This is a genomic window from Nocardia sp. NPDC127579 (genome assembly GCF_042672005.1).
Taxonomy (GTDB): Bacteria; Actinomycetota; Actinomycetes; order Mycobacteriales; family Mycobacteriaceae; genus Nocardia.
The window spans coordinates 623204-642796 of sequence record NZ_JBHXVZ010000001.1; the positions used below are offsets into that span (position 1 = coordinate 623204).

The following is a 19593-nucleotide window of genomic DNA, read 5'->3' on the forward strand; positions in this document are numbered from 1 at the left end:
CCACCATTCTGGCCTGCCGCCGACACGGACGATACGCCGTGCCGGTACTACTACCTGCCTTCGAGCTCAGCCGATCCGGCTGGGCACCTTGACTCCCAGCAACTCCGCCAGAGCCACGACTTCGATGCCCGCGCTTGCGCCCGAGCCGTCGACGAGCACCGCCGCGCGTAGGTCCTCCAGCGCGGCGAAATCGACGCCATCCAGCCGAGCCTGATCGGTGACCACGTGGGTCACCCATTCGTCGGCCAGCACGGCGGTCAGATCACCCGCGTCGCCGGTGACCACCACGGCCGCGCCGTGGGCGCCTGCCGCCACCACCTCGAGCAGACTCGCGGCCGAGACCGGGCCGCCGGTGCCGTAGGTGCGGGACTCGAAGGTCAGACCGGTACGGGCGACGAACCGGTCGACCGCGGCCGCCAGTTCGTCGTAGCTCAGCGCGCCACCGTCGTCGAACAGGGCGGTATCGCCGCCACGCAGCGTGCGCAGCCGGTTCGCGTAGGTCACCGGGCGCGGTGACTGCGCCGCGAGCGCCGAACGCACCTCCGGGGCCGCGAGATCCAGCCACCGCAGCGCTTCCGGCCCCGAACCCAGCCCGACCGCCACCTCGATGCCCGCGGGCAGGCGCGAACCCACCAGCGCCGCACCGGTTTTGAGCACCGCCCAGCTCGCCACCACCGCGTCGACACCGCGCCCCAGCCGAACCGCGACCCCCGTGCCCGGCCCACAACCGTGCTCGATCAGCAACCGCGCCAGCCGCGACGAACGCGCGTCCAGATCCTGGTAACTGACCTCCGCCGCACCCCACACCACGGCGGGAGCCTGCGGATCGTCCTCCACCGCAGCGGTCAACGACTGCGTCAGTGCGGCACCCGCCGTACCGATGTTCTCCACCGGATCGGCCACAACAGACTGCTCGGCCACGGGCCGCTCAGCCATAGCAGCACGCTCGGCCGCAACAGACGGCTCGGCCACGGCAGGCCGCTCAGCCACAACAGACTGCTCGACCACGGCAGGCCGCTCAGCCGCAGCGAACTCCTCGGCCACAGCAGGCCGCTCGAGCACAGCAAACTCCTCGGCCACCGAAAGCCGCTCAGCCACAACAGGCTCCTCGGCCACGACAGGCTGCTCGACCGCAACAGACCGCGCAGCCACAGCGAACTCCTCGGCCACAGCAGGCCGCTCGACCACAGCAAACTCCTCGGTCACCGAAGGCCGCTCAGCCACAACGGGCTCCTCGGCCATCGAGAGTCGCTCAGCCGTGGCAAGCTGCTCGATATCGCCGCGATCGCGTTTCTCGGCGTCGAGAAGGGCGATATCGCCGACGATCACGGCCGGATCCGCGGCTACCGCGGTCAGGATCCGGGCGAAGTAGCCGGCAAACGCGTGGACCGTCGACTCGTCGAAAATGTCTGTGGCATAGCTGAATTCGAGGGTGAGCTCGCCGGAGGTGCGCGCATCGACGATCACCTGTAGATCGAACTCGGCCGAGATCGCGCTCAAGTCCAAACCGGCGATGGTCAACCCGGGCAGGCGCAGACTCGGCATCTCGGTGCTCTGGAACGACAGAACCACCTGGAACAGCGGATCGGTTCCCGGAAGCCCGCCGGTCACCTCTTCGACCACCCGCTCGAACGGCACATCGGCGTTGTCGAAGGCGGACAGATCGGTCTCGCGCGTGCGCGCGACCAGATCGGTGAAGCGCACATCGCCTTCGACGGTGGTGCGCAGCGCCAGGGTGTTGCCGAATGTGCCGACCAGATCGTCCAGCGCCCGCTCGCCGCGCCCGGCGATGGGCGTGCCGATGACGATGTCGGCGCTTCCGGACATGCGAGCCAGCAGCACCGCCAGCGCCGCGTGCACCACCATGAACAAGGTCGAATCATGTTCCCGCGCAAGCTGAGCCAACTGCTCGCGCACGTCGGCGGGCAGGGCCAGCCCGGTTGCCGCACCGCGCAGCGACGGCACCGGCGGACGCGGGCGATCCAGCGGCACGGCCGGCTCGGCGCGCAGCCCGGACAGTCGCTCGCGCCAATAGGCCAGCTGCGCGGACGCCACCGAGGACGCGTCGTCCTCGGCGCCGATCGCGGCCCGCTGCCACAGCGCGAAATCGGCGTACTGCAACTCCAGCGGCACCCACGCCGGCGACCGGCCCTCCACTCGCGCCACATACGCGGTGGCCAGGTCCCGGGCCAGCGGCGCCATCGAGACCCCGTCGGCGGCGATGTGATGCACCACCACCACGAGCAGGTGCTCTTCGGGATTGCCGGGCGAGGTCAACAGCACCGCGCGCAGTGGAACCGCGGCGGTCACGTCGAAACCGCCCGACATCATCGTGGTCAGCCGGCCGATCGGATCGTCGGTGGTCTCGGCGTCCAGCCCGCCAGGCAGCGCGTCGGCCACCGAGACGATCTCCTGGTACGGCAGACCGCCCGGCCCGGGGTAGCGGGTGCGCAGTGCCTCGTGGCGTTCCAGCACGTCGGCGACCGCGTAGCGCAGCGCGGACACATCGAGCACGCCGGTAAGCCGGATGGCGAGCGGGATGTTGTAGGCCGCGGAGTCCTGGTCGAGCTGGTTGCGCGCCCACATCCGCTGTTGCTGCAGCGTCAGCGGAATCCGCCCGGGGCGCTCGCCCCGAGCGAGCGGCGGCCGGGCGGTCGGGCCGGTGCCCGCAGCACCGCGAGCCACCGACGGCCGAGCGGATGCACCACCATCCACAGCACCCCCAGCCACCGACAGCCCCGCAGACGCACCACCATCCACAGCACCCCCAGCCACCGACAGCCCCGCAGACGCACCACCATCCACAGCACCCCCAGCCACCGACAGCCCCACAGATGCACCACCATCCACAGCACCCCCAGCCAGCGACGGCCGAACAGGCGCACCACTATCCACGGTGCTCCGAGCGAGCGGCGGCGGGGTGGACGGGCCGGGGGCCGAGGTGCTCCGGGCCGCTGGCGCGGCGACGGTCGAGCTCACGAATTCCGGTGCGGGCAGCGCCTTTCGGTCGAGCTTGCCGTTCGGGGTGAGCGGCAGCGCGTTCAGGAGCACGATGGCGTCGGGCACCATCTCGGCGGTCAGGAATTCCGCTGCTGCGGAACGTAATTCGGTTGGCTCGAGCTGAGCCGCGGTGTCCGGCACCACATACCCGACCAGCCGGTCGCCCTCGTGCACCAGCACCACGGCCTGACTCACGCCGGGGCAACCGAGCAGCGCGGACTCGATCTCACCGAGCTCGATCCGGAAACCACGCAGTTGCACCTGCCGGTCGCCGCGACCGGCGTATTCGAGACTCGCGCGTCCGCCGAAGCCGACCCAGCGGCCCACATCGCCGGTGCGGTACATGCGCGCGCCGGGCGCGCCGAACGGATCCGCGACGAACCGGGTGGCGGTGAGCCCGGGGCGGCCCGGATAGCCGCGCGCGAGCTGCTTGCCCGCGATGTGGATCTCGCCCGCGACACCCACCGGCGCGGGATGCAGCCGCTCGTCGGCGACATAGGCGTCCGAGCCCGGCAGCGCCCGGCCGATCAGGCTGGCCGCGCCCTCGACCATCTGGTCGTTCAGCTCGAGGAACGACACGTGCACGGTGGTCTCGGTGATGCCGTACATGTTCACCAGCCACGGCTCGTCCACCGCGTGCCGCTCGTACCAGCGCCGGAGCTGACGCAGATCCAGCGCCTCGCCACCGAGAACGACGTAGCGCAGGGCCAATTCACCGGCCGAGGATGCGGCGTGATCGACCTCGGCGAGCTGATGGAACGCCGAGGGCGTCTGGTTGAGCACCGTGACACGTTCACGAATCAGCAACTCGCGCAACAGCTCCGGCGATCCCGCGGTGACCTGGTCGACCACCACGACGGTGCCGCCGTTGGCCAGCGCGCACCACAGCTCCCACACCGAGAAGTCGAACGCGTAGGAGTGGAACAGCGTCCACACATCGGTTTCGTCGAAGTCGAACAGGAGCTGGGTATTGGCGAACAGCTCCACCACATTGCGGTGCGCGACGCCGACCCCCTTGGGCACGCCGGTCGACCCGGAGGTGTAGATGACGTAGGCCAGGTTGTCCGGGCGCAGCGGCGCGAGCCGATCCCGATCGGTGAGGGGGGTGTCCGGCAGGTCGCCGGTCGCTTCCAACCGCAGCACCGGCACGTCCCCGGCGGGCACCGCGTCGGCCACCGCGGCGGTGGTCAGCACGCAGGTGGGCGCGGCGTCGGAGAGCATGAACTCCAGGCGTCGCGCCGGATAGGTGGTGTCGATCGGCAGGTAGCCCGCGCCTGTCAGCAGCACGCCGAGCAGGCCGACGGGTAGCTCCTCGGTGCGCGGAAGCGCCACGGCGACCAGGGTTTCCGGCCCAGCGCCGTGCGCGATCAGCGCCCGCGCCACCCGGTTCGCCCGGCGTAGCAGTTCACCGAAGGTCAGCTCGGCGCCCTGGGACCGGACCGCGACCGCGTCCGGCCGCCGCAGGGCCTGCGCCGCGATCAGATCCACCAGCGAGACCTCGGGTATCTGGGCGCCGGGTGAATTCCATTCGCGCAGTACCAGATCCCGTTCGCCCGGGGCGAGCAGATCGACATCGCCGGCCACGGTCGCGGCATCGGCGGTCAGGGCCAGCAGAATCCGGCGGAATCGATCCACGAGATCCTGCACTGTCGGCTCGTCGAACAGATCGGTGGCGTAGTTGAAGACCAGCGAAATACCCTGCGGGGCACCGCCTTCGGCGAACTCCTCGACAATCTCCAGCTGTAGGTCGAACTTTGCCAGCGGCACGTTCGAATCGGTGCCGGTCACGGTCAGCTCGGGTAGCTCGAGCCGGGTGTGCTCCGAGTTCCGCAGCACCAGCTGCACCTGGAACAGCGGATGCCGGGCGGTGGAGCGCATCGGGTCCAGCAGCTGCACCAGCCGCTCGAACGACACGTCGGCGTGCTCGAAGGCCTCGATATCGCTGTGCCGGACCTGTCCGATCAGCTCCGCGAATGCCGCGCCCGGATGGATCTCGGTGCGCAGCACCAGGGTGTTGTCGAACATGCCGACCAGCTCGTCGAGCGCGGCCTCGCCGCGGCCCGCGACCGGCGTGCCGATCACGATGTCGCGGGTGCCCGACAATCGCGCCAGCAGCACCGCCAGTGCGGTGTGCGCGACCATGAACAGCGTCGAATCGTGCTGCCGGGCAACCTGGTACAGGGCAGCATGCAGTTGCGCGTCGATCGTGGTGCGCAATGTCGCGCCACGTTTGCTTGCGATGGCGGGTCGCGGACGGTCGGCGGGCAGATTCAGCTGTTCCGGCAGCGCCGCCAGCCTGCCCCGCCAGTAGGCGATCTGTTCGGACAGCGGTGATTCCGGGTCGTCTTCGGACCCCAGGGTGTCGCGCTGCCACAGCGCGTAGTCCGCGTACTGGACCGCCGGCTCCGGCCACTCCGGCCGGGCGCCTCGGGCGCGTTCGGCATAGGCGGTCATCAGGTCCCGGATCAACGGGCCCATGGAGAATCGGTCACCGGAGATCTGGTGGACGACGCACACCAGCACATGCTCGGTATCGCTCAGCCGCAGCAACTGCACACGCACCGGCGGCTTGGCGGTGACATCGAACTTGGTCATCGCCACCCGGGTGACGAACTCGACCACCCGGTCGGCGGCGGCATCCAACGTCGGAAGCGGCGGCACCGCACGGGGATCCGACAGTGGCAACACCACCTGCGTCCCGCCGCCATCGACCGCCGGATAGACCGTTCGCAGCACCTCGTGCCGCTGCACCAGGTCCCGGATAGCCGACTGCAACGCCGCCACATCCAAGCGCCCCGTCAGCCGAACCGCGACCGGAACATTGTCGACCACACTGTCCGGATCGATCCGATTCAGACCCCACGGCCGCTGCTGCGCGAAAGACAACGGCACCCGATCGGGCCGCACCACCGCCCGCACAACCCGCCGCGCAGGCTCAGCCCCTTGCCCGGACCGCATGCCCTCGAACTCGGCCGCCTGCCCGAACGGCTTTCCCACAGGCTCGAGCACATGTTCAAGCTGCGCGCCCACACGTTCGGGCCGCAAGTCCACGGGCTCAGGCACCTGTCCTGGCCGCACATCTACTGGTTCAGCGGCCCTTCCGGGCTGCGCACCCCCGGGCTCAGCCGCATGCTCGAGCCGAAGTCCGGCAGGCTCTGCATCCTGTTCTGGTTGCGGGCCCATGGGTTCGGGTGCATGCCGAATTCCCTCAGGCTCAGCCGCATGCTTCGGCCGCGAGTCCGTGAGTTCGTCCGTTCGATCGGGCCGCACGTCGACAGGCTCAGCCGCATGCTCGGATTGCGTCTCCGCGAGTTCGGCCATACGTCCGGGGTTCGTACCCTCATGTTCACCGGCGTGCTCCAGCCGCGGACTCACAGGCTCGGCCGAGTGTTCGAGCTGAACGTCCACACGCTCACGCCGCAGGTCCGCGAGCTCGGTCACCTGCTCGGATAGCAAGTCCACAGGTTCGGCCACGCGCTCGGGCCGCACACCGACAGGCTCGCCCGCCTGTACGGCCGGGGTTGTGCGGACGCGGTATTCACGCTCCGCGAAGACCGGCTCGGGCTGCGTGGTGCGGGCGGGCTCGTCGATCGGGTTCAGTGGAGTTTCGTCCGGCGCCTCGGTGTGGGCGTCGACTCGGCCGACGTGCTCGATGACGCCGCTCTCGGTGCGGCGCACCAGTTCACCGGTGCGGTAGAGGCGTGTGCCCGGTGCCTCCGGATCGAATGGGCTGGCGACGAAACGCTCGGCGGTGGGTCCGGGACGGCCCAGGTAGCCCTGGGCCAGTGCGGGACCGGATAGGTACAGCTCGCCGACGATTCCGGACGGCACCGGCCGTAACCGCGCGTCCAGGACGAACACGCCGACGCCGGGGATGGCCGAGCCGAGGGTGACCGGCTCGTCGGCACGTATGGGTGCGGTGCCGGTGACCAGGATGGTGGCCTCGGCCGGGCCGTAACCGCTGTAGAACTCGCGGTCGCCGATGGCCCAGCGGCCCACCAGTTCCGGGCCGAATCTGTCGCCGGTCACCACCACGACCCGCAGATCAGGCAGCTCGGCGGGATCCACCGATTCCAGCGCACCGGGTGTGATCAGCATGTGCGTCACCGATTCGCGGCGCAGCAGTTCGGCGAGTTCGACGCCGCCCGACACCGTCGGCGGCGACACGATCAGAGCGGCGCCACGCGAGAACGCCAGCAGTAGCTCCAGCACGGACACATCGGAGTCGAGCGAGCAGACATGCAGCACACGGGATTCGCCGCTGATCCGGTAGCGCTCGGCTTGGGCGGCGACCAGCCCGGCCAGCCCGCTGTGCGTGACGACGACGCCTTCGGGCTGATCAGCGGAGGTGTAGAGGACATAGGCCGGATGCCGCTCGTGCGGCGACCGCACCAGTTCGGCGTCGGCGAGGGGATGCTCCGGCCGGTCCAGCATCCGCTGCGCCACCACCGGATCGTCCAATTCGATCCAATAGATGTCGGAACCGAGCTTGCGGCGATGCCGGGAGGTGGTCAGCCCGAGCACGGCGGCGGAGTCACCGACGATGTGCGCGATCCGTTCGGCCGGAGCCGACGGGTCGACCGGTACGAACGCGGCGCCGGTCTTCGCGATCGCCCACACCGCGAGCACCGATTCGATGCCGCGTGCGATGCCGACGGCGACCACGTCACCCGGGCCGATGCCCCGGCCGACGAGTTCGCGGGCCAGCCGCGCGGAGTCGGCATCGAGCTGGTGGTAGGTGAATTCCTCGGCGCCGGCGCGCACGGCCACGGTGTCGGCGGCGGATTCGACGGCGGCGGTGAGCAGCTGACCGAAGGTGGGAACGTCCGACCTGCGGCGAGCACCGCGACCGGAATGACGGGCGGTATCCATTCGGGTGTGCTCACCTCTCGCGTCTAGCTCGGCCGCGCCGTCATCTCAACGGCCGCGCGGCCCGGTCTGGGCCGGCCCACCCAGGAGTTTCGGCCCGGGCCCGGCGCGGTCCGGGTCATCATAACGGGCTGTCTGATCCGCTGAATTCGGGCGAAACAGCCGTCACATTCGCGGACGCGCACGAACGTCAGAGCCAGCCGCGCCGAGTGGCCTGCACTCCGGCTTGGAAGCGGGTGCTGGCGCCGAGTCGCTCCAGCAAGCGCGCGGTCCGGCGCACGACGGTGCGACGTGACATCCCCAGCCGGCGGGCGATGGTGTCGTCGGTGGCGCCGAGCCCCATGAGGGTCAGGATCGCCTTGTCGCGTTCGTCGAGTTCCTCGGCGGAGGGGTTCACCGAGATCGGCGCGGCCAGCGACCACAGCACATCGAAGGTCTTGATCATCAAACGCAGAGCGGGTGACCCGGACACCCGGATGCCCATCGGATCCGGGCGGCGCTCGTCGGCGTGCAGCACCAGGATGCCGCGCTCGTCGTCGACAATGATCAGCTTGAACGGCGGTTCGGGCAGTGTCCGCGCCTGTGCCCCACTGGCATTGGTGGCCAGCGCGTGCCGTAGTCGGTCCGCGTCCTGGTAGATGGTGTCCTGGTAGAGCGTCTGGTAGCGGATGCCCTCGCCGAGCCGGGTGCGTTTGAGCTGGAACTGGCGCTGCTCGCGTTCGGGGTCGCTGAGGAACGGTCCGCGTTCGATGAGTTTCACCGAACTGCGTGCCGCGGACTGGATTTCCTCGAAATCGGCCAGCAGTTCTACGCGTTCGAAGACCGGCACGATGGCGCCGTTGCTGCGCGGCGAACGCCGCACCGAACGGAAGGTCTCGCTGAGCCGGGCCGCGGCGGCGTGCATCTGACTGATCTCGTGCTGGCGGCGGCGGGCCTCGGATTCCGAAAGCGATTCCGGTGCATGGGCATCCCAGCGGGGCGCGCCGTCACCGTCGGACAGCTGGACCGCGGCCTGGAGTTCGCACAGCACCTTCAGCGATGCTGCGGCCGACTCCTCCGAAACATCGAGGTAGCTCGCGATATCGGCCAGGCCGGAGCGCGGATGGTGGACCAGCACGGCGTAGGTACGGCCATGTGGTGATCCCGGTTCGAAGATATCGCCCAACTCGGTCACGTGATGAGCCTAACCAGGGGGCAATCCACAGGTTGGTGAGATATCAAGCTGGGCAACGAATATCAGTGCTCGGACGGACCCCAGTGCATCGGAACGCCCTTGGCGGCCAGATACGGCAGGGGGTCGATCTTCGAGCCGCCCTGATCCCAGATCTCCAGGTGTAGGTGCGGGCCGGTGGACTGGCCGCGGTTACCGACCGAGGCGATCACATCGCCCGCCTGCACCCGCTGGCCTTCCCGCACGAACGTCTCGTTGACGTGTCCGTAGACCGCGGTGGTGCCGTCGTCCTGGAGGACGCGCACCCAGAGTCCGAAGCCGGACGCCGGGCCCGCCTCGACGACGGTGCCGCTGCTGACGGAGTGGATCGGGGCGCCGAGCTGATCGGCGAAGTCGACACCGTAATGCATGGTGCCCCAGCGGGCGCCGTAGCCGGAGCTGATCGCCCCGGCCACCGGGCGCACCGCGGGCGCCGGGGCGATCTGCTGCTGCGCGCCCTTGAGCACGCCTTCGACCTGGGCGAGCGGGCCGGCGAGTTCCGGCGGCAGGTTCTGGATGCCGAACGGAGCGGCCACCGGGGCGGCGACCTGCGCGGCGACCGGGATGGGCTCGGGCTCGACATCGGCGACCGGGCTGGCGAACTTGGCCTGCGTGGTCGCGACCTCGCCGACGCCCTTGAAAGTGATGGGCTCGGCGGCGGTTTCGTCGGTGTCGTGGTGCGGCGAGAGCGGCGCGGCGAGCGCGGGAGCGACCTGGGTGGCGGTGCCGACCAGGGCACCGGCGGCGACCGCGAAGGTGGCGACGCGCTTGACGCGGTCGGCGGACGGCGACTCGGCGCGATGCCGCGTCGGGCGCTCCGATACCGCAACCTCATTGCCCAGAAGGCTCATAACGGTGATGGAACTGGGGCCAACCCGGTGCTGCGACAAAGCTTCGTCCTAGCGTCCGACCAACAGGGAAACGGAGTTCGAAGTTTGTAACGTTTCGGCTTCCGTTGTGATGGGAACTCTACCCCGTCGTGACCATTCCGCAACCTTCGAATATGTTTACGCAGGTAGCGGGCCGATGCAGGGTCCGGATTCCGGTAACTTCCGGCGACAATCCGTGATCTGGCGAGTGCCAGACTGGGTTTCGTGATCCTCGACGAGTTGCCGACCCCGATAGTGCTCGCTCCCATGGCGGGCGGGCCCTCCACACCGGAACTGACCGCGGCCGTGTCCGAGGCGGGCGGGCTCGGCATGCTCGCCGCCGGGTATCTCGGCATCGAGGAGACCGCCGCGCGAATCGAGAAGACGCGCGCGCTGACCGGTAAGCCGTTCGGGGTGAATCTGTTCGCGCCCGGAGCGCCGACTCCCCCCGCCGACTACGCGGGCTATGTCGACACACTGGCCGCCGGACACGAGGTCGGCGAGCCGCGCTACGACGGCGACGCCTGGGACGCCAAGCTCGACCTGCTGGTCGCCGCGCCCGTTCCGGTGGTCTCGTGCACCTTCGGCTGCTTCAGCGCCGAGGAGGTCGCGCGCCTGCACGCGGCCGGTTCCCAGGCGTGGGTGACCGTCACTTCGGTGGCCGAGGCGCGGGCCGCCGCCGCGGTGGGCGCGGACGTGCTGATCGCCCAGGGCGCGGAAGCCGGTGGACACCGCGCCACCTTCGTCGACCGCGCGGCCGATGATGTCACCGATCCGCTCGGACTGCTGGCCCTGCTCCAATTGCTCACCGCCGCCGTCGATCTGCCGCTGGTCGCCACCGGCGGCATCACCACCGGCGCCGGTGTCGCCGCCGTGCTGGCGGCGGGCGCCCGCGCGGCGCAGCTGGGCACGGTGTTCCTGCGCTGCCCGGAGGCGGGCACCAATCCGGTCCATCGCGGCGCGCTCGGGTCCGCCGAACCGACCATGCTCACCCGGGCCTTCACCGGTCGGCGCGCCCGCGGCATCCGCAACCGATTCCAGTTGGAGCACACCGACGCTCCGGCCGCCTACCCCGAAATCCACTACGCGACAGCGCCGCTGCGGGCCGCCGCGCGGGCGGCCGGCAATACCGACGAAGTGAACCTGTGGGCCGGTCAGACCCATGCGCTGACACCCGAGCTACCGGCCGGCGACCTGGTCGCGCGGCTCGGCTCGGAAGCGAAAATTGCTCTGACCAAGGCACTTTCGCGTTGAATTCAGGGTTGTTGACAACGACTTTCGATTAGACTCCAGGGGCATCGCCATCCACCCCACGACCGGAGGAGAGCGCTCATGTCCCTCGATGTCCCCACCGCCCTGCTCGAACGCGCCGAACGCGGCGAGATCGACGACGCCGACTTCGTCGACTGCGTCCGTACCTCACTGCCCTACGCCTACGAGGTGGTCAGCCGGGTAGCCGCCGAACTCCATTCCGGCACATCCGAATACGCCGACAACCTGACCGCACCCCCGGACGAGACGGCGCGCGGCCAACTGCTGCGCGCCATGGCCTCCGACGCCATCCGCGGCGGCCTGGAACGCCACTTCAACGTGAAACTGGCCTTCCAGAACTGCCACCGAGTCGCCGCCTTCCCCCTCTCGGCAGTCGGCGGCGACACCTACACCACCTTCATCAGCACCCGAGCCCAGCTACTCAACCAGAGCCCAGAACTCCGCAACTGCTGACCCACAGGCCCGCCCAGCCACCCGCCGGGCGGGCCTTCGCAGGTCAGGGGAGGGTGGTGACGGTGAGCTCGCCGTCGGCATATTGGGCGCGCAGGCGCTTCTTGTCGAACTTGCCCACGCTGGTTTTCGGGACCTCGGAGATGAAGGTCCAGCGTTCGGGGAGTTGCCATTTCGCGAACTTGTCGGTGAGGAAGTCGCGGAGTTCGTCGGGTTTCGCTTCGGCGCCCTCCTTGAGGACGATCGCGACCAGGGGGCGCTCGTCCCACTTCTCGTCCGGGACACCGATCACGGCGGCCTCGGCAACCGCGGCGTGGCCCATCACGGCATTCTCCAGATCCACCGAGGAGATCCACTCGCCGCCGGACTTGATCACGTCCTTGGAGCGGTCCACCAGGGTCAGATAGCCGTTCGGGGTGATCTTGCCGACGTCGCCGGTGCGCAGCCAGCCGTCGTCGAACTTGTCGGGGTCGACCTCCGCGCCATCCGGCGCGTAGTAGGAGCCGGTGATCCACGGTCCGCGAACTTCCACCTCGCCCAAGGATTCCCCGTCGTTGGCGACCACGCTGCCGTCATCGGCGACCAGCCGGGCCTGCACGGCGGCGGGGAAGCGGCCCTGGGTGTAGCGATAGGCCCACTCCTCCTCGCCGGTGACCCCGGCCGGCGCGTGCGCGACCGAACCGAGCGGCGAGGTCTCGGTCATGCCCCAGGCGTGCAGCACCTTGACGCCGTACTTCTCGTCGAAGGTATGCATCATCGAGGGCGGCACCGCCGAACCGCCGACCACCACGGCACGCAGATGCGAGATGTCCTGCGGAGCCGCCGCGAGCTGGGCCAGCACACCGCCCCAGATGGTGGGCACCGCCGCGGCGAAGGTCGGCTTGACCGCCGCCATCATCTCCAGCAGCGGCTGCGGTTGCAGGAACCGGTCCGGCATCAGCACATTCGCGCCGGACATGAGCGCGGCGTAGGGCAGGCCCCAGGCATTGGCGTGGAACATCGGCACGATCGCCAGGGTGGTGTCGGCGCCACTGAAACCCATGCTGTTGGGCTGGCAGACCTGCATGGCGTGCAGCCAGTTGGAGCGGTGCGAGTACACCACGCCCTTCGGGTCACCGGTGGTGCCGGAGGTGTAACACATTGCGGCGGCGGCACGTTCGTCGATCACCGGGAAGTCGAAGGTGTCCGGCTGTCCGGCCAGCAGTTCGGCGTAGGAGTGCACCTGCACGCCCTCGGGTGCTTCGAGCGCGGCGGCGTCACCGTTGGCGACGATGACGTGGCGGACGGTCTTCAGGTTCGGCAGGTACTGACCGAACAGCGGCAGCAGCGTGCCGTCCACGATGACGACCTGATCCTCGGCGTGATTGGCGACATAGACCAGCTGCTCGGGGAAGAGCCGGATATTGAGCGCGTGCAGGACCGCGCCCATCGCGGGCACCCCGATGTAGGCGACCAGGTGCTCGTTGTTGTTCCACATGAAGGTGCCGACCCGGTCGCCCTCGCCGATTCCCATGCCGCGCAACGCGTTCGCCAGCCGGGCCGCGTCGGCGCCGAGCTCACGGTAGGTCATGGTGCGTACGCCGGTTCCGGTCCAGGTCGACACCGTGCTGTCGCCCTGGAAGGTGGACGCGTACTTCAATAGCGTCGCCAGCGACAGCTGCTCGTCCTGCATGGTGCTGAACATCGGGGTACTCCTCTTTTCCTGCCGGTGGCCGAAGAGAGCCACGTCACATCCGGGATGCTACCCAAAGGTAGCCCGAGCGGAATCCCCATGGCCCGAAATCTGAAACCGAGCCGCATCAAATGTGAAACCGCAGGTCATAGCGGTGCGACATGACCAGCCGTCACCCGCTCGGATCACCCCGAATGCGCCGGGTAGGCGTGCACCAGCGCGGACTCCAGCCGGGCCACGGCGTGGGTCAGCGTGTGCTCGGCGGCGTGCGCGACCCGGTGCGCGTCGGCCAGGGTGAGCGCGGGCGCCACATCCACCTCCACATCGGCGTGCAGGCGATGCCCGATCCAGCGCATCCGGACACTGCGCACGCTCTGCACACCGGGTTCGGCGGCCAGCGCGTGTTCGGCCGAGACCACCAGGGCCGGGTCGACGCCGTCCATCAGACGGCGGAAGACATCACGGGCCGCCGTGCGTAGCACGGCCAGAATGGCGAGCGTGATCAACAGGCCAACGATCGGATCCGCCAGCGGGATGCCCAGCGCCACGCCACCGGCGCTGAAAAGCACCGCCAGCGAGGTGAATCCGTCGGTGCGGGCATGCAGTCCGTCGGCCACCAGGGCCGCCGAGCCGATTCGCCGCCCCACCCGAATGCGATACAGCGCAACGGTTTCGTTGCCGAGGAAACCGATCAACCCGGCCGCGGCGACCCAGCCGAGATGCTCGATCGGCGCCGGATCGAGCAGCCTGCGCACGGCCTCGTAGCCCGCGATCGACGCCGACAGCGCGATCATGGCGACCACGAACAGCCCCGCGAGATCCTCCGCGCGGCCGAAACCATAGGTGTAGCGGCGGGTGGCGGCCCGGCGCCCGACCGCGAACGCGATCCACAGCGGCACCGCGGTCAGCGCATCGGAGAAATTGTGGATCGTGTCCGCCGCCAGGGCGACCGAACCGGAGACCACGACGATCAGGACCTGGAGCAGGGCCGTGCCGCCGAGCACCGCCAAGCTGATCTTGACCGCACGGATGCCGATTGCACTGGACTCGAGCGCGTCGTCGACGCTGTCGGCGGCGTCATGGCTGTGCGGGGCGAAGATCTCGTGCAGGATGCCGCGGATCCCGGAGTGGTGCGAGTGCCGGCGACCATGCGAGTGCGCGTGATCGTGTCGATCAACGTCTGCGCGTTCGGGCGCACGGTCGTCTCGGTGCGTGTGGTCGTGTGTGGTTGGGCCATCGTGCGCGTGCGGTGTACCGCTACGCAGCAGCCCGCGCAGGGGATCCCTTCGCGTGTGACTCATTCCGCCACCGCCGGTGGAAGCTCGCGCACGGCGTCGGTGCGGTGGTGCGGCGGGATGCCTGGGCCCGCGTGCTCGGCGTTGTGCACGGCATCGACCACCAGTTGGCGGACGTGCTCGTTCTCCAGGCTGTAGTAGATGGTCGTGCCCGCCCGCCGGGGGCGCACCAATCGCGCCATCCGCAGCTTGGCGAGATGCTGCGAGACCGAGGGCGCGGGTTTTCCGACCTGACCGGCCAGGTCGTTCACCGACAGCTCCCGATCCACCAGGGCCCACAGGACCTGCACCCGGGTGGGATCGGCCAGCATCCGGAAGACCTCGACGACCAGGCCGACCTGATCCTCCGCGAGCGGCGCTGGTTGGCTATCTGCATTCATACGCAGATATTAAAGCATAGCGGTCCAGTTCGACCAGACCACCTCGGGGAGTAGAAAAAGGGCATGCCAGTTGATCGGATGCTGCCCACCCCCGAAGCCCGCGAGCTCATCGACCTCACCCGCGATATCGCCGACAAGGTGCTCGAGCCCCGGGTGGTGGAATCCGAGAAGACCGGCGTCTTTCCCGACGGCGTGTTCCCGGCACTCGGCGCGGCCGGGCTGCTGAGCCTGCCCTACCCGGAGGAATTCGGCGGCGGCAGTCAACCGTACGAGGTGTACCTCCAGGTCCTCGAGGAACTCGCGAGCCGGTGGGCCGCGGTCGCGGTGGCGGTCAGCGTGCACAGTCTGTCCTGCCATCCTCTGTTCAGCTTCGGCACCGACGAACAGAAGCAGCGGTGGCTGCACGACATGTTGTCCGGCGAAACCGTAGGCGCCTACAGCCTTTCGGAACCGCACGCGGGCTCCGACGCCGCGGCACTGCGCTGCCGCGCCACGAAAACCGATGCGGGATACCGCATCACCGGATCGAAAGCATGGATCACCAACGGCGGCCGGGCCGACTTCTACACACTGTTCGCCCGGACCGGTGAGGGATCGCGCGGCATCTCCTGCTTCCTCGTCCCCAAGGATCTGCCGGGCCTGAGTTTCGGCAAGCCCGAGGAGAAGATGGGCCTGCGGGGCATCCCCACTACCACCGCCGCCTACGACGACGCACCGCTGCCTGCCGAACGCCTGATCGGCGCGGAGGGGCAGGGCCTGTCCATCGCGTTCAGCGCGCTCGATTCCGGCCGGCTCGGCATCGCCGCCGTCGCGACCGGGCTCGCGCAGCGCGCCCTGGACGACGCGGTCGCCTACGCCAAGGAGCGGGAAGCCTTCGGGCGCAACATCATCGACCATCAGGGCCTCGGCTTCCTGCTCGCCGACATGGCCGCCGCGGTCGACTCCGCCCGCGCCACCTATCTCGACGCCGCCCGCCGCCGCGACGCCGGGCTGCCCTACTCGCGCCAGGCCAGCGTCGCCAAACTGGTCGCCACCGATGCCGCCATGAAGGTCACCACCGATGCCGTCCAGGTCCTCGGCGGCTACGGCTACACCCAGGACTTCCCGGTCGAGCGCTACATGCGCGAAGCCAAGGTCATGCAGATCTTCGAGGGCACCAATCAGATCCAGCGGCTGGTCATCGCCCGCGGCCTCGCCGGAAACAGCTAGCCGCCCGACGGATCGGGGGCAATGAGCTCGAGGTTCGGAAAATAGGTCCGGAACCGCGCCGGGTCGCGAGTAAGCAATCGGTAGCCCGATACCGCGGCATGGGCGCCGATATAGAAATCCGGTAGCGGACTTCGCTTCTCGCCACCTCGGCGACGATATGCCACGAACGCTTTGCTGGCCACGAAGCCGGACGCATAGGGCAACTCGACGCGCTCCAGTTCCGATTCGGGCAGCGCTTCGTTCAATTCCTCGATGCTGTCGAAACCGCCGGCCACCTCGGCGTAGATGATCGGGTTGATGACAGTGGCGCCGAGGTCCCGCGCTTGGGCCAACGCATCGTCCGACCAGTCTGCCCACTTCGGATACTAGCGCGGGCACTCCCCCGCGAGCGCCTTGCGTACCGCGGCGGCGAACCGCGGATCGCCCGGCTCGTCGGCGTGTCGCACCCCGGGAATCTCGGCGCGGCACCAGTTTCCGCCCACGATGTCGTGGCGGGTGCTGTCCAACGAGCTGTTCAGGAAGGTGTAGGTGACCGGTCCCGGCGTCGGATCGCCGGTGTTGAGCCGGGTGATGAACTCGTTGGCCGGGCACATCTGCCCGCCGCCGTCGGGCGGCAGCACACAGGCGGGCAGATAGCCGCGCTGCGCGGACCCCATCGAAACGTAGGTCCGCACCGCGTCGGTTCCCCCCTCGTACTTCAGGAAGTACCGCGCCGACAACCCGCCCATACTGTGCCCGACCAGATCGACCCGGCTGCCACCGTGCTCCTGCCGCGCCCGAACCACCGCCGCCGCGATCGCCCGCACATTGGCGTAGTTCTCATCCCCTGGCAACTCCACCGCGTACACCGGAAAACCAGCCTGCTCCAGCACCGTTCGCATCGGGGCGAACTGCCCCGCCGACCCCTGCCACCCGTGCACGAGCAGGACCGGGTTCGCTTGCGCGGCGCTCGCGGGCGGAGTCGCGCACAGTACCAGCGCCGCCGCAACCAGCAGATGATTCCGTACTCGTCCCAGCATCGGCACACTCCCAGCGGTCGTGGATGTCGGGCCAAGACTAGACCGACGGCTGGCCCCTGCGGCGCAGCGCTCGATGAATTTCGCGGCGGCGGATCGTCTGTACCGGTAAGCGCTGTCCACAGCCGAAAGGAACGCTATGAACTGGACGCTCGAGGTCGTCATCGTGCCGGTGTCGGATATCGACCGTGCCAAGGCCTTCTACAGCGAGCAGTTGGGGTTCGTCGTCGACCACGATACGACCGTCGGGGCGGGGATGCGGATCGTGCAGCTGACGCCGCCCGGCTCCGGATGCTCCATCGTGATCGGCGAAGGGGCGGTCCCGCATATGGAGCCCGGTTCGGTAAAGGGGTTGCAGCTGGTCGTGCCCGATATCGAGCAGGCGCACCGGGAACTGGTGGCGCGGGGCGTCGAGGTGACCGATGTGCAGGTGCTCGGCCAAAGCCCCACCCCCACACCGCATCCACTCGACAATGTCGGATTCGTGTTCTTCGAGGATCCGGACGGCAACAGCTGGGGTGTGCAGCAGATCTCGTCGCGCGGGTAGCGGCTAGCCGGCCAGCGTGGCTTGCAGGGCGGCGCGGGTCGAGGTGGGCGTGAGCGCGAAACGCTCGACCGCGGCGGTCGAGTCGATGACGAACGGGCGCTCGAACTGGTAACGCAGTTCCCGGATTTCGCGCGCGTCGGCGTTCACCAGCCCGGCGGCCCAGAGCATGGCGGCGGGCATCCGGCGGACCCGGGCGGGGGCGGCGTCCGAGAGATCGGCGGCCAGCTCGGCGAGTTCGCGCACCGACATCGGGGCGGCGGTGGGCACGTGCCAGGCTCTGCCCAAGGCCGATTCGTCATCGGCGACCGCCACCAGCAGCCGGGCGACGTCGTCGACGGCGGTCCAGCTGTGTGGCGCGTCGGGGTCGCCGGGGTAGAACGCGGGCTTTCCCGCCGTGACGGCGGGCAGGATGGTCGCCGTGCAGGTAGAGCGGGCTCCGGCGCCGAGATAGTCCGAGCTGCGGACTTCCGCGGTACGGATCCGGCCCGCACGATGCGCGTTCGACGCATCGTGCCACAGGGCGGCGCGCAGCCGTCCCTTACGCGAATTCGGTTGCAGGGCATGCGCTTCATCGACCGCGCCTTCGAATTTGCCGTAGCCGTAGAGGTTTCCGACGGTGAGCAGTGCGGCTCCCGACGCTTCGGCGGCGTGGATGGCGGCGGCGATAAGTGGCGGGAATCCGGTTGCCCACCTGGCATATTCGAGTCCGGCACAGTGATGGATCACGGTCGCGCCGGCGCAGTGCGCCGCGAGTGCCGCCGGGTCGGTGGCGTCGACCGGTACGCGCGTGATGCGTGGATGGTGGGGCCCGGATCCGCTGCGGGTGAGCAGGCGGACGTCGTCCCCCCGCTCGGCGAGCAGCAGCGCCGTGGCCGTTCCCACGGGTCCGGCTCCGACAACGATGTGCAGGGACATGACAGTCCTCGATTCCGCTCGGTGTTCTACTTCGAGAACAGTGTTCTCTATGCCCGTGAACGGTAACTCCGCGTCCGCGATCGCGTCAAGAACAGTGTTCTCGAAACCGTCACCCGTTCTCTACACTGGTGACATGTCCGCTCCCTCGCTGCGCGCCCGAGTCCGCACGGAAATGATCGAGGAGATCAAGTCCGCTGCCCGCCGCCGTCTCGCCACCGACGGCGCCGATCTCTCCCTGCGCGGCGTCGCGCGCGATCTCGGCATCGTCGCCTCGGCGCTCTACCGGTACTTCCCCAGCCGCGACCACCTACTGACCGCCCTGATCCTCGAGGCCTACCAGGCACTGGGCGCGGCGGCCACCGTAGCCGCCGAGCAAGCGCCCGCCGTCGCCTACCGTGCCCGCTGGCTAGCCGCCTGCCACGCGGTACGCGAGTGGGCGCTGGCGCACCCGGCCGAATACGGCCTGCTCTACGGCACCCCCGTCCCCGGCTACCAGGCCCCCGCCGACACGGTCGCCCCGGCCGCGGTGGTCGTCCTGCTGCTCTGCGATATCACCACCGACGCCTCGACCGCCGGCCACCTCACTCCCCCGTCCCTGCCGACCCGCCTCCCCAACCCGGTCCGAGCCGACCTACGAGCACTCATCGACCAGCGCGGCGGCACCACTCGCCTGACCGAGGACACCCTGGGCCGCGTATTCGCCGCCTGGACCCAGCTTTTCGGCCTACTCGGCTTCGAGGTCTTCGGCCGCTTGGACGGCAGCATCACCGCCCGCCCCGAATACTTCGACCACCAAATGAACCTCCTGGCCGACCTGGTCGGACTGCCCTGACCCATTCCTCTTTCCGGCAGCCGCAGTCGTACGCACCGCGCATGATCGCGCCGGATC

General features: G+C 69.2%; 14 protein-coding genes. 5 read left to right on the forward strand and 9 right to left on the reverse strand.

The window, feature by feature from the left end:
• Window positions 1–66 precede the first annotated feature (66 nt).
• From ACFVMC_RS02475 to ACFVMC_RS02485, 3 genes are all read right to left on the reverse strand, one after another.
• A complete protein-coding gene (locus ACFVMC_RS02475) occupies window positions 67–7872 on the reverse strand; it encodes an amino acid adenylation domain-containing protein (RefSeq protein WP_379206163.1) in 7806 nt (2601 codons plus the stop codon).
• Window positions 7873–8059: 187 nt separating this feature from the next.
• On the reverse strand, window positions 8060–9043 hold the full coding sequence (locus tag ACFVMC_RS02480; protein WP_379206165.1) for a DNA-binding response regulator: 984 nt from the start codon (window positions 9041–9043) through the stop codon (window positions 8060–8062).
• A gap of 62 nt (window positions 9044–9105) precedes the next feature.
• Window positions 9106–9930 (reverse strand): M23 family metallopeptidase, encoded by an 825-nt coding sequence (locus ACFVMC_RS02485; protein ID WP_379206167.1) that lies wholly within the window; start codon window positions 9928–9930, stop codon window positions 9106–9108.
• A gap of 243 nt (window positions 9931–10173) precedes the next feature.
• Here ACFVMC_RS02485 and ACFVMC_RS02490 point away from each other — a divergent pair, with 243 nt between their 5' ends.
• Window positions 10174–11202, forward strand: coding sequence for a nitronate monooxygenase (locus ACFVMC_RS02490; protein ID WP_379206169.1), 1029 nt, complete (start codon window positions 10174–10176; stop codon window positions 11200–11202).
• A gap of 78 nt (window positions 11203–11280) precedes the next feature.
• A complete protein-coding gene (locus ACFVMC_RS02495; protein ID WP_379206170.1) occupies window positions 11281–11673 on the forward strand; it encodes an SCO5389 family protein in 393 nt (130 codons plus the stop codon).
• A 43-nt stretch (window positions 11674–11716) separates the two neighbouring features.
• Here the strand turns inward: ACFVMC_RS02495 and ACFVMC_RS02500 are convergent, their stop codons facing one another.
• The 3 genes from ACFVMC_RS02500 to ACFVMC_RS02510 all read right to left on the reverse strand — a co-directional run bounded on the left by ACFVMC_RS02500 (window position 11717) and on the right by ACFVMC_RS02510 (window position 15017).
• On the reverse strand, window positions 11717–13354 hold the full coding sequence (locus tag ACFVMC_RS02500) for a long-chain fatty acid--CoA ligase (RefSeq protein WP_379206172.1): 1638 nt from the start codon (window positions 13352–13354) through the stop codon (window positions 11717–11719).
• A 173-nt stretch (window positions 13355–13527) separates the two neighbouring features.
• Window positions 13528–14643 (reverse strand): cation diffusion facilitator family transporter, encoded by a 1116-nt coding sequence (locus tag ACFVMC_RS02505; RefSeq protein ID WP_379206174.1) that lies wholly within the window; start codon window positions 14641–14643, stop codon window positions 13528–13530.
• Window positions 14640–15017: an ArsR/SmtB family transcription factor gene (locus ACFVMC_RS02510; protein ID WP_379206176.1), complete on the reverse strand. Its 378-nt coding sequence runs from the start codon at window positions 15015–15017 to the stop codon at window positions 14640–14642. Before ACFVMC_RS02510 ends, ACFVMC_RS02505 begins: the two co-directional genes overlap by 4 nt.
• A gap of 63 nt (window positions 15018–15080) precedes the next feature.
• Between ACFVMC_RS02510 and ACFVMC_RS02515 the strand changes: the two genes are divergently transcribed.
• Window positions 15081–16226 (forward strand): acyl-CoA dehydrogenase family protein, encoded by a 1146-nt coding sequence (locus ACFVMC_RS02515; RefSeq protein ID WP_379206178.1) that lies wholly within the window; start codon window positions 15081–15083, stop codon window positions 16224–16226.
• Here the strand turns inward: ACFVMC_RS02515 and ACFVMC_RS02520 are convergent.
• Entirely contained in the window at window positions 16223–16558 is a 336-nt protein-coding gene (locus ACFVMC_RS02520) for a type II toxin-antitoxin system VapC family toxin (protein WP_379206180.1), read from the reverse strand. The genes ACFVMC_RS02515 and ACFVMC_RS02520 overlap by 4 nt on opposite strands.
• A 33-nt stretch (window positions 16559–16591) precedes the next feature.
• A complete protein-coding gene (locus tag ACFVMC_RS02525) occupies window positions 16592–17245 on the reverse strand; it encodes a lipase family alpha/beta hydrolase (RefSeq protein ID WP_379206182.1) in 654 nt (217 codons plus the stop codon).
• 136 nt (window positions 17246–17381) lie between these two features.
• Here ACFVMC_RS02525 and ACFVMC_RS02530 point away from each other — a divergent pair, with 136 nt between their 5' ends.
• Entirely contained in the window at window positions 17382–17789 is a 408-nt protein-coding gene (locus tag ACFVMC_RS02530) for a VOC family protein (protein WP_379206184.1), read from the forward strand.
• Window positions 17790–17792: 3 nt separating this feature from the next.
• Here ACFVMC_RS02530 and ACFVMC_RS02535 read toward each other — a convergent pair whose 3' ends face one another.
• On the reverse strand, window positions 17793–18704 hold the full coding sequence (locus ACFVMC_RS02535) for an NAD-dependent epimerase/dehydratase family protein (protein ID WP_379206186.1): 912 nt from the start codon (window positions 18702–18704) through the stop codon (window positions 17793–17795).
• A gap of 133 nt (window positions 18705–18837) precedes the next feature.
• On the opposite strand from ACFVMC_RS02535, the gene ACFVMC_RS02540 reads away from it, so the two are divergent.
• Window positions 18838–19536: a TetR/AcrR family transcriptional regulator gene (locus ACFVMC_RS02540; RefSeq protein WP_379206188.1), complete on the forward strand. Its 699-nt coding sequence runs from the start codon at window positions 18838–18840 to the stop codon at window positions 19534–19536.
• The last annotated feature ends 57 nt before the right edge of the window (window positions 19537–19593 follow it).

Excerpts from the sequence above, each read along its gene's own strand:
- ACFVMC_RS02525 (WP_379206182.1), bottom strand. The coding sequence starts at position 17,245 with ATGCTGGGACGAGTACGGAATCATCTGCTGGTTGCGGCGGCGCTGGTA.
- ACFVMC_RS02485 (WP_379206167.1), bottom strand. The coding sequence starts at position 9,930 with ATGAGCCTTCTGGGCAATGAGGTTGCGGTATCGGAGCGCCCGACGCGG.
- ACFVMC_RS02535 (WP_379206186.1), bottom strand. The coding sequence starts at position 18,704 with ATGTCCCTGCACATCGTTGTCGGAGCCGGACCCGTGGGAACGGCCACG.
- ACFVMC_RS02510 (WP_379206176.1), bottom strand. The coding sequence starts at position 15,017 with ATGAATGCAGATAGCCAACCAGCGCCGCTCGCGGAGGATCAGGTCGGC.
- ACFVMC_RS02505 (WP_379206174.1), bottom strand. The coding sequence starts at position 14,643 with ATGAGTCACACGCGAAGGGATCCCCTGCGCGGGCTGCTGCGTAGCGGT.
- ACFVMC_RS02495 (WP_379206170.1), top strand. The coding sequence starts at position 11,281 with ATGTCCCTCGATGTCCCCACCGCCCTGCTCGAACGCGCCGAACGCGGC.
- ACFVMC_RS02475 (WP_379206163.1), bottom strand. The coding sequence starts at position 7,872 with ATGGATACCGCCCGTCATTCCGGTCGCGGTGCTCGCCGCAGGTCGGAC.
- ACFVMC_RS02500 (WP_379206172.1), bottom strand. The coding sequence starts at position 13,354 with ATGTTCAGCACCATGCAGGACGAGCAGCTGTCGCTGGCGACGCTATTG.
- ACFVMC_RS02540 (WP_379206188.1), top strand. The coding sequence starts at position 18,838 with ATGTCCGCTCCCTCGCTGCGCGCCCGAGTCCGCACGGAAATGATCGAG.
- ACFVMC_RS02515 (WP_379206178.1), top strand. The coding sequence starts at position 15,081 with ATGCCAGTTGATCGGATGCTGCCCACCCCCGAAGCCCGCGAGCTCATC.
- ACFVMC_RS02530 (WP_379206184.1), top strand. The coding sequence starts at position 17,382 with ATGAACTGGACGCTCGAGGTCGTCATCGTGCCGGTGTCGGATATCGAC.